This is a genomic window from Ruegeria sp. AK4 (genome assembly GCF_056541025.1).
On the sequence record NZ_JBQFXS010000005.1, the window covers coordinates 63,288 to 77,902 of the forward strand.

Annotated in this window: 14 protein-coding genes; 11 read left to right on the forward strand and 3 right to left on the reverse strand. The window is 61.2% G+C overall.

The features are described 5' to 3' along the window. Position 1: 1 nt before the first annotated feature. The 3 genes from ACR0EZ_RS10840 to ACR0EZ_RS10850 all read left to right on the forward strand — a co-directional run bounded on the left by ACR0EZ_RS10840 (position 2) and on the right by ACR0EZ_RS10850 (position 2,616). A complete protein-coding gene (locus ACR0EZ_RS10840) occupies positions 2-1,534 on the forward strand; it encodes an acyl-CoA carboxylase subunit beta (RefSeq protein WP_480612896.1) in 1,533 nt (510 codons plus the stop codon). A gap of 112 nt (positions 1,535-1,646) precedes the next feature. Next, positions 1,647-2,126, forward strand: coding sequence for a DUF6497 family protein (locus tag ACR0EZ_RS10845; RefSeq protein ID WP_480612898.1), 480 nt, complete (start codon positions 1,647-1,649; stop codon positions 2,124-2,126). 136 nt (positions 2,127-2,262) lie between these two features. Continuing rightward, on the forward strand, positions 2,263-2,616 hold the full coding sequence (locus tag ACR0EZ_RS10850) for a hypothetical protein (RefSeq protein WP_480612899.1): 354 nt from the start codon (positions 2,263-2,265) through the stop codon (positions 2,614-2,616). 86 nt (positions 2,617-2,702) lie between these two features. Here the strand turns inward: ACR0EZ_RS10850 and ACR0EZ_RS10855 are convergent, their stop codons facing one another. Next, positions 2,703-3,854 (reverse strand): DcaP family trimeric outer membrane transporter, encoded by a 1,152-nt coding sequence (locus ACR0EZ_RS10855; RefSeq protein ID WP_480612901.1) that lies wholly within the window; start codon positions 3,852-3,854, stop codon positions 2,703-2,705. A gap of 650 nt (positions 3,855-4,504) precedes the next feature. Here ACR0EZ_RS10855 and ACR0EZ_RS10860 point away from each other — a divergent pair. Both ACR0EZ_RS10860 and ACR0EZ_RS10865 read left to right on the forward strand, forming a co-directional pair. Beyond that, positions 4,505-4,708 carry a hypothetical protein gene (locus ACR0EZ_RS10860; RefSeq protein ID WP_480612903.1) on the forward strand — a complete coding sequence of 68 codons (204 nt, stop codon included), beginning with the start codon at positions 4,505-4,507 and terminating at the stop codon, positions 4,706-4,708. 116 nt (positions 4,709-4,824) lie between these two features. Continuing rightward, positions 4,825-6,870 carry an acetyl-CoA carboxylase biotin carboxylase subunit gene (locus ACR0EZ_RS10865; RefSeq protein WP_480612905.1) on the forward strand — a complete coding sequence of 682 codons (2,046 nt, stop codon included), beginning with the start codon at positions 4,825-4,827 and terminating at the stop codon, positions 6,868-6,870. A 76-nt stretch (positions 6,871-6,946) separates the two neighbouring features. On the opposite strand, the gene ACR0EZ_RS10870 is transcribed toward ACR0EZ_RS10865, so the two are convergent. After that, entirely contained in the window at positions 6,947-7,393 is a 447-nt protein-coding gene (locus tag ACR0EZ_RS10870; protein ID WP_480612907.1) for a DUF4174 domain-containing protein, read from the reverse strand. A 165-nt stretch (positions 7,394-7,558) separates the two neighbouring features. Here ACR0EZ_RS10870 and scpA point away from each other — a divergent pair, with 165 nt between their 5' ends. From scpA to ACR0EZ_RS10900, 6 genes are all read left to right on the forward strand, one after another. Next, the gene (gene scpA, locus ACR0EZ_RS10875) at positions 7,559-9,685 is read left to right on the forward strand and encodes a methylmalonyl-CoA mutase (protein WP_480612909.1); all 2,127 of its coding nucleotides are present in this window, start codon (positions 7,559-7,561) and stop codon (positions 9,683-9,685) included. A 139-nt stretch (positions 9,686-9,824) separates the two neighbouring features. Next, complete coding sequence (locus ACR0EZ_RS10880) at positions 9,825-10,427, forward strand: VOC family protein (protein ID WP_480612911.1); 603 nt, start codon at positions 9,825-9,827, stop codon at positions 10,425-10,427. Then, positions 10,424-10,912 carry an N-acetyltransferase family protein gene (locus tag ACR0EZ_RS10885; protein WP_480612913.1) on the forward strand — a complete coding sequence of 163 codons (489 nt, stop codon included), beginning with the start codon at positions 10,424-10,426 and terminating at the stop codon, positions 10,910-10,912. The genes ACR0EZ_RS10880 and ACR0EZ_RS10885 overlap by 4 nt, the downstream gene beginning before the upstream one ends. Before the next feature lie 45 nt (positions 10,913-10,957). Further along, positions 10,958-11,638, forward strand: coding sequence for a TerB family tellurite resistance protein (locus ACR0EZ_RS10890; protein WP_480612915.1), 681 nt, complete (start codon positions 10,958-10,960; stop codon positions 11,636-11,638). A 4-nt stretch (positions 11,639-11,642) separates the two neighbouring features. Beyond that, positions 11,643-12,635: an endonuclease/exonuclease/phosphatase family protein gene (locus ACR0EZ_RS10895; protein WP_480612917.1), complete on the forward strand. Its 993-nt coding sequence runs from the start codon at positions 11,643-11,645 to the stop codon at positions 12,633-12,635. 37 nt (positions 12,636-12,672) lie between these two features. After that, positions 12,673-13,050, forward strand: a complete 378-nt coding sequence (locus ACR0EZ_RS10900; RefSeq protein ID WP_480612919.1) for a hypothetical protein — start codon at positions 12,673-12,675, stop codon at positions 13,048-13,050. A 6-nt stretch (positions 13,051-13,056) separates the two neighbouring features. On the opposite strand, the gene ACR0EZ_RS10905 is transcribed toward ACR0EZ_RS10900, so the two are convergent. Continuing rightward, complete coding sequence (locus tag ACR0EZ_RS10905; protein WP_480613324.1) at positions 13,057-14,601, reverse strand: Ppx/GppA family phosphatase; 1,545 nt, start codon at positions 14,599-14,601, stop codon at positions 13,057-13,059. Positions 14,602-14,615: the final 14 nt, after the last annotated feature.

Below are 14,615 nucleotides of genomic sequence, written 5' to 3' on the forward strand. Positions count from 1 at the left end.
CATGAAAGACATCCTTTCCGAGCTTGAAGACCGCCGCAACGACGCCCGGCTGGGTGGCGGGCAAAGGCGGATCGACGCGCAGCATTCGCGTGGAAAGCTGACTGCGCGCGAGCGGGTCGAACTGCTGCTGGATGAGGGCAGCTTTGAAGAGTTCGACATGTTCGTCAGCCACCGCTGCACCGAATTCGGAATGGAAAAACAACAGCATGCCGGGGATGGTGTCGTCACAGGCTGGGGCACGATCAATGGCCGTATGGTCTATGTGTTCAGTCAGGACTTCACCGTTTTTGGCGGTTCGCTGTCTGAAACCCACGCGCAGAAGATTTGCAAGATCATGGATATGGCGGTGCAGAACGGTGCGCCGATCATCGGCATCAACGACTCGGGCGGGGCGCGAATCCAGGAAGGTGTCGCCTCGCTGGCCGGATATGCCGAGGTGTTTCAGCGCAACATTACCGCCTCGGGCGTGGTGCCGCAGATCAGTGTGATCATGGGTCCCTGTGCGGGCGGCGCGGTGTACAGCCCGGCGATGACCGACTTCATCTTCATGGTCAAAGACTCTTCCTACATGTTCGTGACTGGCCCGGACGTGGTGAAAACCGTCACCAACGAGGTCGTGACGGCTGAGGAGTTGGGCGGGGCGTCGACCCACACCAAGAAATCCTCGGTCGCTGATGGCGCGTTTGAAAACGATGTCGAGGCGCTGGCCGAGGTGCGGCGTCTGGTGGATTTCCTGCCGCTCAACAATCGCGAGAAACCTCCGGTGCGTCCGTTCTTTGATGAACCGGACCGGGTGGAAACGTCGCTGGACACTCTGGTGCCGGACAACCCGAACACGCCTTACGATATGAAAGAACTCATCACCAAAGTGGCGGATGAGGGCGACTTTTATGAAATTCAGGAAGACTTCGCCAAGAACATCATCACCGGCTTCATCCGGCTGGAAGGCCAGACAGTCGGTGTTGTCGCCAACCAGCCGATGGTGCTGGCCGGGTGTCTGGATATCGACAGCTCGCGCAAGGCCGCGCGGTTCGTGCGCTTCTGCGACTGTTTCGAGATTCCGATCCTGACATTCGTGGATGTTCCGGGCTTTCTGCCGGGGACGCAGCAGGAATATAGCGGCGTGATCAAGCACGGTGCCAAGCTGCTTTATGCCTATGGCGAGGCGACGGTGCCAAAAGTCACCGTGATCACCCGCAAGGCGTATGGCGGTGCCTATGTGGTTATGGCGTCCAAGCATCTGCGCGGCGATTTCAATTATGCCTGGCCGACCGCCGAGATTGCGGTGATGGGTGCCAAGGGCGCGACCGAGATCATTCACCGCGCGGATCTGGCGGATGCAGAGAAAACGGCGCAGCACGTCGCGGATTACGAGGATCGTTTTGCGAATCCCTTCGTTGCCGCCGAACGCGGCTTTGTTGACGAGGTGATCATGCCGCAGTCGACCCGCCGCCGCGTATCCCGAGCGTTTGCGAGCCTGAGGGGCAAGCAGTTGAAGAACCCGTGGAAAAAGCACGACAATATTCCGCTGTAATCCCGTTTGGGGTGGCGCGTGCCGCCCCGATTCAATCCCGGAAAGGTCAAGTGGGCTGTTAAGAAAAAACCTCGGACTGAGGCATATTTGACAACGGCCGCCAAATAGTTGAATGATCCGTCCCGACAGACATAGAACTGCGCAGGCCAACAGCACTGCGCGCGCGACCCCGGAAGGAGGAGCCCGCCATTGGTGGGTCCGGGGTTGCGCCACATGTCTGGTGCTTTCGGTTCTCGGTTCCACTGCGTCGGCTCAGGCTCTGCTGCCTGTCCCTTCGGGGCAGCCGGTCGAACTGACCGACGTTCTGCTGGACAACAACCCCGGAGAGCTTTGGCTGCGGTTCCGCTTTGTCGCGCCGAAGATCGGCGCATCGGTCGGGCGGATCGGCTATGACGTGGCCTCGAACGACATGGAGCATTTGTGCCAGACGCTGGCGGTTGCCTATGTCGCCGAGCACAAGCTCGAGCCTGCGCTTGTCGTGATCTCGCTGTCCGACCGTCCGGTGGAATTTGGCGATGCCGCGCCGGATGCGACACAGTTTTTCGAAGCCTACCGGTTGGATCAATCCGGATGTATCTGGGAGGGGCTCTGACCGTGAACAACAGTTTTCATGCTGTCAGGGCATCTCGGACCAGCGATGCGGCTTTGGAGGTACGCGCTATGCCCTCATCCCCAAACGGATGCGACTTTATTGTTCCCATGAATGTGTCGGCGACAGGGGGGGCGGTATGCTGAAGCATCGCGGATTCCCCGGACGTTTGCCCGGCACGGATTATCAGTTCACCATTCGCCGCGCCAATCCCAAGGGCGTCACGCCACTGACCCGCCGCGAACGGTTTCGCGACCGCAAACCGGCGGACCGGCGCGCGGATGTGGCGTTCTTTGAGGCGCTGTGGGAGCATTTCGGCGACCAGCCGTTCGAGCGGGGCAATCTGGATGCCGGCCGGCTGAGCTGGCTGTTCGGGCGCGAGGTTGTACCGGCCGAAGACCCCTTTGATCCGGCCAGTTACGACGCGCTGCTGGTGATTGACCCCGATGCGGCGCGGCAATCCTTCCCCGATATCTTCGACAGGATGGGCTGAGCGTGAACGCGGCTGCCGCATATCATCGCGCGGGGACTGCCCTGGCGAAGACCCCGCCCCACAGGGGGCAGGGTCGCGTTATGCGTTCAGAAGTTCAGCTGCGCCGCAACCTGAACCCGGCTGCCGTCGAAATTCTGACCCGAGATCGTGTCGTTCCTTTCGCCATAGATGTACTCGGCGCTCAGCGTCAGAGTCTCGGTGGCCTGATAGAAGGCGTTGACGTGGATCGTCTCAAGCTCGGTGAAGGACAGCGTACCAGTCGAGGTCGGAAGATCGTAATCTTCGTAGCCGTAAGAGATGCCGACGTTCCATTTCTCGCTCACCTGCTGACGGAACTCGACGGTGAAACCATCGACATCATTGGCCTGACCGCCGACAACCGCGTCGCCGAGGCCGATCAGGTAGGGGCCCAGCGCCTCACCGGTCACGTAGTTGACCTGAAACAGGCCACCTTCCCACGGGCGGATCGAGCCCGACAGGGTCAGACCGGTCTGATCAACCTCGACACCGCCGCCTTCGGCTTTGCCATACAGGATGGCGCCGCGGGCGATATAGGTTCCGTCATTGTATTCAGCCGAGGCCGTGAGCACCGGGTCGTCCGAGTTCGAGCCGCCGACATTTTCCTCGATCGAGAGCGCGAACTCGGCATTGCTGCCGATTGTGTTGGTGTAACGTACCTGCGGAACACGGGCGAAGGCGATACCCACCGGACCGTTGAATTCTACCGAGGTCGGATAGGTGTCCAGCGGCTGGAAGTTGGTCCAGAACTGGCCGATCAGCCATTCGTCGCCGATGCGGATATTGGCGTGGCGCAGGCGCAACTCGGCAGCACCGCCGCCTGCAAACAGGTCAAGCTCCAACTGGCCGCCAATGTCACCGATGGCGCTGGGCGTGGTGGTCAGCAAACCGATCCGCGACTGGCGGACGGTGGCACCAAAGGTACCGCTTGTGGCAGCCGAGGGCTCTCCGATCACGTTCACGAACGCAGTGTCGCCCTGGTCGAAGTCGAAATCATAGAAGAAGTCGGCTTTGACGTAGCCATACACTTCAAGCGAGGTGTTTCCGATCCTGAAATCACCGGGGGTCGAGCCCGGTCCGACGGATTCCAGCGCCTCGATGCGAAGGCGCAACTCCTCCAGTTCGGCCTGAGTTCCCGCGTCTTGGGCAAAAGCGAGCGTGCTGGTCACACTAAACGCCGAGGCGGCAAGCAGAGTTGCCTTTTTTCTCTTTATAATCATGTGGATGTTTCCTTGTGTGCGAGTGTGCACAGGCAAAATTTCACGCAAATGTCAGCAGGGGAAATCACGAGAACGGGACAAAAACGGGCTGTTTTTTCAAGGAAAATTGCATTGGAATCGCCGGTCCATCACCGCTGGGTGAACAGATCGGTTAACCTTATGCATGGCAATGGAACTTTCACGGCAGGGCAGACCGGGTATCGTGATGCTGCATGTGCGAAAGATGGTGCCGCGGGCGACGTTTGTAACAGGAAAGTGACAGATCAGACTGTCTGCATGCGCTTCGACCCCAAAACCGTTGTCGGCGCGAAGTTGCGCGGAATTCAGCCGAATGGGCGGTTTCCAGCCGGAAAATCCCGTGGAAACAATACAGTGTTTGCGGCTTCGATTGTGCTGTGCATTCTGTCTAAGCCGTGCGGCTCTACTTTGCCTGCGTCGCACATGCACCTACTATTCCGTACCCCTTCCTTCCGCGGGCAGGCTTGTGTTCCCCACAATGTCCTGTCCGCGTTTTTCTTTGCGTGCACCTTGCGCCCGGACTGGCGTAATCCTGCGCAAATCCCGTTCTTTCGGCCCGTGTTATTGAATAACAAGGGCCTGTTCCTGCAAGTGCCTGTCAGTGAATCAAGAAACCTGAAGGGGCAGACAACATGCAATTCTCACGACTCATCCTTGCCGTTGCGACCTGCGCGGGCCTTGCCGCCTGTGGCGACACCACGGGCGAGCAGGCGATTCTGGGCGGCGGCGCAGGCGCGGTTGGGGCAGCGGTCCTCAACGCCGACCCGCTGTTCGGCGCGGTCGTCGGGGCTGCGGGCAACGTGCTCTACTGCAAGACGCAGAACAGCTGTAACTAATCCGAAGTTTTCCGGGGCGCGCGCCGTCCCGTCCGTCATCGCGAACAACGCCGTCGTGGGGTCATGCCCTGCGGCGGCGTTTCGCGTTTCCAGAACACCAAGCCAAAGGACGTTTCATGTTCAATAAGATCCTGATCGCCAACCGGGGCGAGATCGCCTGCCGGGTCATCAAGACCGCCCGCAAGATGGGAATCGGCACCGTTGCCATTTACTCGGACGCGGACAAGAACGCTCTGCACGTGTCGATGGCGGATGAGTCCGTGCATATCGGGCCGCCGCCCGCGAACCAGTCCTACATCGTGATCGACAAGGTGATGGATGCGATCCGCCAAAGCGGCGCGCAGGCGGTGCATCCGGGCTATGGCTTTCTGTCCGAAAACGCGAAATTCGCCGAGGCGCTAGAGGCCGAGGGCGTCGCCTTTGTCGGCCCCCCGAAAGGCGCGATTGAGGCGATGGGTGACAAGATCACCTCGAAGAAAATCGCGCAGGAGGCGGGCGTTTCGACGGTTCCCGGCTATATGGGGCTGATCGAGGACGCCGATGAGGCGGTCAAGATTTCGAACGAAATCGGTTATCCGGTGATGATCAAGGCCAGCGCCGGTGGCGGCGGCAAAGGCATGCGCATCGCATGGACCGATGAAGAGGCGCGCGAGGGCTTCCAGTCGTCCAAGAACGAGGCTGCGAATTCATTCGGCGACGACCGGATTTTCATCGAGAAATTCGTCACTCAGCCGCGCCATATCGAGATTCAGGTGCTCTGCGACAGCCACGGCAATGGCATCTATCTGGGCGAGCGCGAATGCTCGATCCAGCGCCGGAACCAGAAAGTGGTGGAAGAGGCGCCGTCGCCCTTCCTCGACCCCGAAACCCGCAAGGCGATGGGCGAGCAGGCCGTGGCACTGGCCAAGGCGGTTGGCTATGCCAGCGCCGGGACGGTGGAATTCATCGTGGACGGGGAAAAGAATTTCTACTTCCTTGAGATGAACACCCGCCTGCAAGTGGAACACCCGGTCACCGAGTTGATTACCGGCGTCGATCTGGTCGAACAGATGATCCGCGTGGCCGCAGGTGAGCCGCTGTCGATCACGCAGGATGACGTGACCCTGACCGGCTGGGCCATCGAAAACCGTCTGTATGCCGAAGATCCCTATCGCGGCTTTCTGCCCTCGATCGGTCGTCTGACCCGCTATCGCCCGCCGCAGGAAACCGCGGCCGGTCCGATGCTGGTCAACGGCAAATGGCAGGGGGACGCGCCCGAAGGCGAGGCCGCCGTGCGCAACGATACCGGCGTCTATGAGGGCGGCGAGATCAGCATGTATTACGACCCGATGATCGCCAAGCTCTGCACCTGGGCCCCAACCCGAGAACAGGCGATTGAGGCGATGCGCGTGGCGCTCGACAGTTTCGAGGTTGAGGGGATCGGCCACAACCTGCCGTTCCTGTCGGCGGTGATGGATCATCCGAAATTCATCAGCGGCGACATGACCACCGCCTTCATTGCCGAGGAATACCCGGAAGGCTTCGAAGGTGTTGAACTGCCCGAGCCTGACCTGCGCCGTATCGCGGCGTCCTGTGCCGCGATGCACCGCGTGGCCGAGATTCGCCGCACCCGTGTTTCGGGCCGGATGGATAACCACGAGCGTAAGGTGGGTAAGCGCTGGGTCGTGTCACTGGAAGGTCATGAATTCGCTGTTCAGGTCAACGCCGACAAAGAAGGCGCAACCGTCAAGTTTGAGGATGGTGTGACCCTCCGCGTGGCGTCGGACTGGACACCGGGCGATCAACTGGCCGTTTTGGACGTTGATGGCAGCCCGCTGGTTCTGAAGGTTGGCAAGGTTGCAGGCGGCTTCCGCATCCGCAACCGGGGAGCCGACCTCAAGGTGCTGGTACGCCGCCCGCGTCAGGCAGAACTGGCCAAGCTGATGCCCGAGAAGCTGCCGCCCGATACCTCGAAAATGCTGCTTTGCCCGATGCCCGGCCTGATCGTGAAAGTCGATGTCGAAGTGGGGCAGGAGGTGCAGGAAGGTCAGGCGCTCTGCACCATCGAGGCGATGAAGATGGAAAACATCCTGCGCGCCGAGAAGAAGGGCAAGGTTGCCAAGATCAATGCGGGCCCCGGCGATAGCCTCGCCGTGGACGATGTGATCATCGAGTTCGAATGATCATGACTGCGCTTTTGTCATATCGCTTTGCGGCTCCGGCGTTCTGCGCCGGGGGTCTGCGGCGTGGCGAAAGCGTTCAACCGCCCTCGCGCCGGTCGCGAATTTCGCGTTCGCGCAGGGGGGTTTTGTCGATGGACCTGCCGATTTCGCGCACGCTCCACGGGCTGGGCTTGCGCAGTTTGACCACGCCGTCCTTGTCGACGAACACCATCTGGAACCCGCGCGGGCGCAGCTGGGACCGGATCGCAGACCGGGCCGACGGATCGGTATCGGTCAGCACCACCACATCCCGGTCCCGCATTGCGGCTTCGCCCTCGAGCAGCATATCGATCTGCTGCTGGAATCTGGGATCAGCCGGGGTATCCGCAAAGACCACAATGGGGCGATGGGTCCACAGAAACTCGCTGAGCTCACTGTCGCCGACCGGACGGACAAAGGTGTCCTCGGCAGGCGCAGCCCCGTCGGCGGCCAGAGCGGCCAGCGGAATTAGTGCCGAGAAAACAAAGGCAAGCATTCGGGTCATGGGGCCTCCTGTCCCGTTGAATATAGCCCCTGCGCGCGCGAATGCGACCGGCGAATTGCGCAATGCGCTCAAAAATTCGCGCGGTGGCCTGCGAGGCGGGACCCGGATCACATCCACGCGCAGGCCTTGCCCTGCCGCGAACCGAATTGACAAGAGGAAGACTCTATGACCGACACAAGTGACTGGCGCGCGCTGGCTGAGAAAGAACTGCGCGGACGGCCATTGGATGATCTGACTAAAGAAACGCTCGAAGGGATCGACGTTAAGCCGCTTTATACGCAAGCGGACACGGCTGATCTGCCCCATATGGGCTCGCTGCCCGGGTTCGGGCCGTTTACGCGGGGCGTGAAGGCCACGATGTATGCGGGGCGACCGTGGACGATCCGCCAATATGCGGGCTTTTCGACGGCCGAGGAATCGAACGCCTTTTATCGCCGCAATCTGGCGGCTGGTCAGCAGGGCGTCTCGGTCGCCTTCGATCTGGCAACGCACCGCGGCTACGACAGTGACCACCCGCGCGTGGTCGGCGATGTGGGTAAGGCCGGTGTGGCGATTGACAGCGTCGAGGACATGAAGATCCTGTTCGACGGCATCCCGCTGGACAAGGTTTCGGTCTCGATGACCATGAACGGCGCGGTAATTCCGATTTTGGCAAGTTTCATCGTGGCGGGTGAGGAGCAGGGGCACGACAAGTCGGTCCTGTCGGGCACCATTCAGAATGACATTCTGAAAGAGTTCATGGTGCGCAACACCTATATCTACCCGCCGGACCCGTCGATGAAGATCATCTCGGACATCATCGAATACACCTCGAACGAGATGCCCAAGTTCAACTCGATCTCGATTTCCGGCTATCACATGCAAGAGGCTGGCGCGAACCTGGTGCAGGAACTGGCCTATACGCTGGCCGACGGGCGCGAATATGTGCGGGCCGCGACGCAGGCGGGGATGGACGTGGACAAATTCGCCGGGCGGCTGTCCTTCTTCTTTGCCATCGGCATGAATTTCTTCATGGAGATCGCCAAGCTGCGTGCCGCACGTACGCTCTGGCATCGGGTGATGACAGATTTCGGAGCAAAGTCCGAGCGGTCGAAAATGCTGCGGACCCATTGCCAGACTTCGGGCGTGTCTCTGCAGGAACAGGACCCCTATAACAACGTGATCCGCACCGCTTATGAGGCGATGAGCGCCGTTCTGGGCGGCACGCAAAGTTTGCACACCAACGCGCTGGACGAGGCGATTGCCCTGCCCACCGATTTCTCGGCCCGCATCGCGCGGAACACCCAACTGGTGCTGCAGGAGGAAACCGGCGTGACCGATGTGGTCGATCCGCTGGCCGGGTCCTATTACATCGAAAGCCTGACCAATGAGCTGGTCGAAAAGGCCTGGGCCCTGATGAAAGAGGTCGAAGAGATGGGCGGCATGACCAAGGCCGTCGCCAGCGGCATGCCCAAGCTGCGGATCGAGGAAAGCGCGGCGCGGCGTCAGGCGATGATCGACCGGGGCGACGAGGTGATCGTCGGAGTCAACAAGTATCGCAAGGAACAGGAAGACCTGATCGACATTCTGGACGTCGACAATGTCGCCGTGCGCGAGGCGCAGGTCGCGCGTTTGGAACGTATCCGCGCCACGCGGGACGAGGGCGCATGCCAACAGGCACTGGACGCCCTGACCACCACCGCCCGCGAGGGTGGCAACCTGCTGGCCGCCGCCGTCGAGGCCGCCCGTGCCCGCGCATCCGTAGGAGAGATCAGCATGGCAATGGAAAAGGAATTCGGCCGCCACCGCGCCGAAGTGAAAACGCTGGCCGGTGTCTATGGCGCGGCCTACGAAGGCGACGAAGGCTTTGCCGCGATCCAGAAATCCATCGAAGATTTCGCCGAGGCCGAAGGCCGCCGCCCCCGTCTGCTGGTCGTGAAAATGGGGCAGGACGGGCATGACCGGGGGGCCAAGGTCATCGCAACGGCCTTTGCCGATATCGGCTTCGACGTGGATGTGGGCCCCCTGTTCCAGACCCCTGCCGAAGCGGCGCAGGATGCGGTGGACAACGATGTGCATGTGGTCGGGATTTCCTCGCAGGCGGCAGGGCACAAGACCCTTGCACCGCAACTGGTCGAGGAACTCAAGAAGGCCGGGGCCGAGGATATCATCGTGATCTGCGGCGGGGTCATTCCGCAGCAGGATTACCAGTTCCTGTATGATCACGGCGTCAAGGCGATCTTTGGGCCGGGCACGAATATTCCCGAGGCGGCACAGGATATTCTGCGTCTGATCGGCGAGGCGCAGGCGTAAAGCGGGGCGGGGGCCTTTTCGCCCCTTTCTTCGCCTTGCGGTACATTCTCTCCCGAAGGCATTTCCAAACAGAAGAAGGGCGCGGCTGAGGCTTGCGCCCTTTTGCCTTGCGGGTAGGGTTGCTGGGATGGAGGGCCGAATGGAACTGGATCATATCGCGGTGGCTGGGACTACTCTGGAAGAGGCAGCGGCGCATGTGGAAGCGGCGCTTGGGGTCAGGTTGCAGGCGGGTGGAAAGCACGAGAAATTCGGAACCCATAACCAGTTACTCGGCCTGAAGGACGGGCTGTATCTTGAGGCTATCGCCATTGACCCCGATGCCCCCAACCCCAAGCGGACAAGATGGTTCGATCTGGACCGGTTTCAGGGCCTGCCCCGCCTGACCAACTGGATTTGCCGGGTCAGCGACATTGAGGCCTCGCTATCGATGTTTCCCGATGGCACCGGGCAGCCCATTGATCTGAGCCGGGGTGCGTTGCGGTGGCGGATGGCCGTGCCTCCGAATGGCCGGTTGCCGTTCGACAACCTGTTTCCTGCTTTGATTCAGTGGCAGGGCGACCTGCATCCCGCGCAAATGCTGCCGGACAGCCTGTGCCGGTTGCGCCGCTTGGTGGTGTATCACCCCGATGCCCTGACACTGGCGCGGCAATTGGGTGAACTGGACTATGTGGTGTTCGACACCGGCCCCGCCGCCTTGCGGGCGGAATTCGAGACACCGCATGGCTTACGCGTGTTGGAATGAGCATTCGTCAGGCGCAGGTTGGGGATGCGACCGCCATCGCGCAGATCACGAACGCGATCATTCGCGATACGCTGGTGACATTCACGACGCAGGAACGCAGCGAAGACAGCATCGCAGATGATATCCGGTCGCGTGGCCCCGGCTATCTCGTTGCTGAGTTGGAAGGGCAGGTGGCGGGCTTCGCCACATACGGCCCGTTCCGCGCCGGTCCGGGCTATGCCCAGTGCCGCGAACATACGATCCAACTGGCCCCCGACGCGCGTGGTCGTGGTTTGGGACGGGCTTTGATGGCGGCGCTGGAGGCTTCGGCCCGTGCAGAGGACGTACATGTTTTTATCGCCGGGATTTCGTCAGCCAACCCCGATGCCATAAGGTTTCACGCGGCGCTTGGCTTTGCCGAGGTGGGCCGGATGCCCGAGGTCGGGTGCAAATGGGGTCAGCGCCTGGATCTTGTGCTGATGCAGAAAATTATTGTGCCCAGGTGATCTGTCGCACCTGACAGTCCCGGATTGGAACGCTAGGGTACGCCCATGTCGATCTGGACCCGCATATCCGATGCGCTGAGCGCGCTGGCCCAAGGCGAAAGCCTTACCGCCGTTTTCGAAAAGCTGCGCTCGCCGCCCGAACGGTCGGTGGCGTTTACCATCGCGGTGATCGCGCTGGGTGCGAAAATGGCCAAGGCCGACGGGCAGGTGACGCGGGATGAGGTCACGGCTTTTCGCGACGTTTTCCAGATCGCCCGCGAGGACGAAGAGGGCGCAGCGCGCGTTTTCAACATGGCCCGGACCGACGTTGCCGGGTATCAGGACTATGCCCGCAAGATCGCCCGGATGTTCAACGAGGACAGCACCACGCTCTGCGATCTGATGGAAGGTCTGTTCCACATTGCGATGGCCGACGGCTTTTACCACCCCAACGAAAACCAGTTTCTGGAGGATGTCAGCCGGATTTTCGGTCAAACAGACGCTCAGTTTCAGGCGTTGCGGGCCCGGTTTGTACCGGACGCGCCAAAGGACCCCTATACCGTTCTCGGTGTGCCGCATGACATGCCGCTGCCCGACATCCGCAAGGTCTGGCGGCAACTGGTTCGTGACACCCATCCCGACGCCATGATGGCGCGGGGCGTGCCCGAGGAAGCCATTCGGTTGGCCGAGAAAAAGATGATCGATATCAACCGCGCCTGGGACGAGATCAACGGCGCGCGGGCCTGATCGGATGCGGCTGGCGACCTACAATATCGAATGGTTCGCCAACCTGTTCGACCGGGATGACAGGCTGATCGTGGATGACAGCTGGTCCGGTCGGCACGATGTGACAAAGGCACAGCAGGTCGAAGCGATTGCCAAGGTTCTGACCGCGATTGACGCGGATGCGGTTCTGATCGTCGAGGCCCCGAACACCGGAAAACGTCAGAATACCGTCAGGGCGTTGCAGGCGTTTGCCGAGGCGTTTGGTCTGCGCACCTCGAACGCGATCATGGGTTTTCCCAATGACACGCATCAGGAACTGGCGCTGCTATATGATCCAAACGTTCTGACCGCGCGCCATGACCCGCAGCAGGATCAGAATGCGCCCCGGTTCGACGGCGAATTCCGGATCGATCTGGATGTGGACGCGACCGAGGATGTGGTGCGGTTCTCTAAACCTCCGATGGAACTGGCGGTGGAAACGCGGGCGGGGTTCGCGTTCCGCCTGATCGGTGCGCATCTGAAGTCCAAAGCGCCGCACGGGGCTGAAAGCCGCGACGAAGCGATCCGTATCTCGATCGCCAACCGGCGCAAGCAACTGGCGCAGGCGATCTGGCTGGCCCGCCGGGTCGCGGCGCATGTGGCGGCGGATGAGCCCGTGGTCCTGTTGGGCGATCTGAACGACGGGCCCGGTCTGGATGAGTTCGAACATCTGTTCGGGCGCTCCTCGGTCGAGATTGTGCTGCAGGCCGGGCTGTTTGACCCCCACGCGGTCACGGCGCACGGCCCGCGTCCGGGGTCTGTGCCGTCGACGGCGCGGTTTGCGAGGCCGAAAGAGGGCAAATATCTCGAGGCGCTTCTGGATTACATAATGGTCACCCAAAACCTGCGCGCGCGCCGCCCGGCCTGGCGCATCTGGCATCCGTTTCGTGACACGGACTGCTGGTCCCGGCCCGAATTGCGGGATGCGTTGCTGACCGCCTCGGACCATTTTCCCGTGACGCTGGATATCGATCTGTGATCTTTCAAGCGCGCCCCGGCTGGCCTATATTTTCAGCATGAGACATGTCCTGATGATCGGCGCGGTTTCCGCCGCCCTTGCCACGCCCGCCTTCGCCGAGGAAGACAGCGGCAAATCCCTGATGGAGCAGGGGGCCGAACTGTTCTTCGAAGGCCTGCGGGAAGAGATGTCGCCCACTCTGGAGGAACTGCTTGGGCTGGCGCAGAAATTCGGTCCGGCCATGCAGTCATTCTTTGAAGAAATGGGGCCCGCACTGGCAGAGCTTGCCGGTGAGATCGAAGACTGGAGCGTCTACGAGGCACCCGAAATTCTGCCCAACGGTGATATCATCATTCGCAAAAAGCCACCCCAGGAACCATTGGACGAACCAAATCAGGCCGAAGAGGCCCCCGATGACGGTCTGACCGACATTTAAGCCGGTTCAGCCTTTGATGATCACCCGGGTTTCGGATTTCAGGGTGCTGGCAAGGGAATTCAACCGCGCTTCGGCAACCTCGTTGAACAAGGGGCCAGCGGCTTTGGGCAGGAACAGATCAAGCTGTCGTCTTTTTGGATAGAACCGCATCCGCCCCATATTGGCGTCGTTGTGCATCCACAGCATCGCCCCGAACCGCATCGCCTTGCCCAGAACCTCGGCCTGTTTCTGCCCGTGCTCATCCAGCAGATCATACAGTTCGGTGAACCGGTTGCTCTCGCGTTTGTTGCGGTAGCGGTGTTGCAGGGCCAGACCGATAAAAATCCGCTCAGCGTGTTTCAGCCCGCCCAGATTGGCGCGCGTCACGTTGTCAAAGCAGACCTCGGCCCGGTAATCGGGATGGGCGCGCCAACTGACGTCGTGCAACAGGCAGGCCGCCTTGATCAGTCGAACCCGCGCCGGAGGGGCGGATTTGAACAGGGGCATCACAAACTCGAACAGGTGGCGGCCAAACCCCGGCAGACGGGCGTCTTTGGATTCGGAGAACCGGCTTGCCTCAATCAGCGGGTCGCGGTCGCGCAGCTCGGGCGACATCTGTTCGTATAACAGACCCTCGCGGATACCGTAGCTTGAGATTGCGATATCCTTGGGTTTGAACGTCCGGATCAGACGGGCCAGAACATCCATCGCATAGGGGATCAGCGCCATGCGCGAGCTCGAGACACCGGCGTTGCTGCGCAGCTTGTCGTGGTCGTTGGCTTCGATGAATTTGATGGTTTGGTGCACCTGCTTGGTGGTCATGCGGTATTCGTGCAGCACGTTCAGCGGATATCCCCGGCGCAGCATGTCCAACCGCGCAAAGGCGCGCCAACTGCCGCCGACAAGGAACAGACGGTCCCGCTGCTTTCCCATATTGTCGCGCAGCTCTTCCATCGTGGATTTGATATGCGCCTTGCGGGCCCGCCGCCCGCCCTTGATGTCGCGCAGCTTGAGCGGACCAAGGGGCGAGGTCATGCGCCGGCCCACCTCTCCATCTGCGATTTCGGCCAGTTCCATTGACGACCCGCCGATATCGCAGATCAGGCCATAGGCTCCGGGCCAGCCCAGCAGAACGCCCTGAGCGGACAGCCGGGCCTCTTCCTGACCATCGATGACTTGTACCTGAAGGCCGGTTTCGGCCTCGACCTGCTTGCAGAATTCGGGGCCGTCCTTTGCTTCGCGCACAGCCGCAGTGGCCACCACATGCAGACCGGGCAGGTCCAGATCGCTGGCAAGTCGCTGGAACCGCCGCAAGGCCGCCAATGCGCGGTCCCGCCCCGTAGGGTTCAGGCGCCCGGTTTCCGACAGGCCCGCGCCCAGTTCGCACATGACTTTTTCGTTGTAGAAATAGGCGGGCGAGCGGGCTGCGCCGTCAAAGATCACCATCCGGACCGAGTTCGACCCCACATCGACAACCCCAACGCGCGACAGCGCCCTGACCCCCGGGTCATCAAACAGAGGTTTTCCGAAAGGCCCCCAATCGGGAATGTCGGCTTTGACGGTCTGTTCCATGTCGTTCCCAGATG